The sequence below is a fragment of the Serratia microhaemolytica genome (assembly GCF_004011885.1).
GTDB classification, from domain to species: Bacteria; Pseudomonadota; Gammaproteobacteria; order Enterobacterales; family Enterobacteriaceae; genus Serratia_G; species Serratia_G microhaemolytica.
This window is the reverse complement of record NZ_SBEF01000139.1, coordinates 1-599: the sequence shown is the minus strand read 5'-3', so window position 1 is coordinate 599 and position 599 is coordinate 1. Positions and strand designations below refer to the sequence as shown.

Annotated in this window: 1 protein-coding gene; it reads right to left on the bottom strand. The window is 43.2% G+C overall.

Features of this window, described 5'->3' with window-relative positions; all coding sequences use genetic code 11:
• Nucleotides 1-297: 297 nt before the first annotated feature.
• On the bottom strand, nucleotides 298-444 hold the full coding sequence (locus tag EOJ37_RS14465) for a hypothetical protein (protein WP_155522523.1): 147 nt from the start codon (nucleotides 442-444) through the stop codon (nucleotides 298-300).
• Nucleotides 445-599 lie beyond the last annotated feature (155 nt).

Sequence of the window (599 nt, the reverse complement as noted above, 5' to 3'; positions counted from 1 at the left end):
TTTAATCGATTATTAACTAAAGTTTGTTCTGTGCCACAATACGAGGAGCCAGGTAGTTCCCTCCCCTTAATAAGGGGAGGGTTAGGGTGGGGTTTTAACGCATTTGATTATTTTGAAATACCCCCTCTCAGCCTCCCCCTTTGCAGGGAGAGGCGCGAGACAATGCTTTTGCTTTGATAAGGGGAAAAACATCAACACGTGCTCAGGTCAAATACTGTTTTTGGTTAAAAAACGTTCGTGATCTTGCCCTGGTGTGACTCCCCGGTGATGGGGGAGTGGTCTGTTATTTTGCGTTAGTTAAGCAGATGCTTTTTTGGCGAAGAAAAGACGTAGCGTAATAATCCAAATTAAGCCAATTAATAAGTTGAATTGATTAAACATCGGATTACCGCCGTGATTATAGGCGACTTTTGCTAATTCAATGCCAATGGTGAGTATAGCCATGCTTAATACGCCGAGTGCAGCCGAGACGCTTAACCATCCCCTCATATGAACGAGGCATGGCAAGGCTTTTGAGGTATGATCTCCGTTATTGACCCGCTAATATCGAGCAGACAACCTCTATGCTTAATCACGAAATAATCTTTAACCACATTGAT

What these genes read in the sequence shown, in the direction of transcription:
- EOJ37_RS14465 (WP_155522523.1), bottom strand. Translation starts at nt 444, where the DNA reads ATGGCTATACTCACCATTGGCATTGAATTAGCAAAAGTCGCCTATAAT.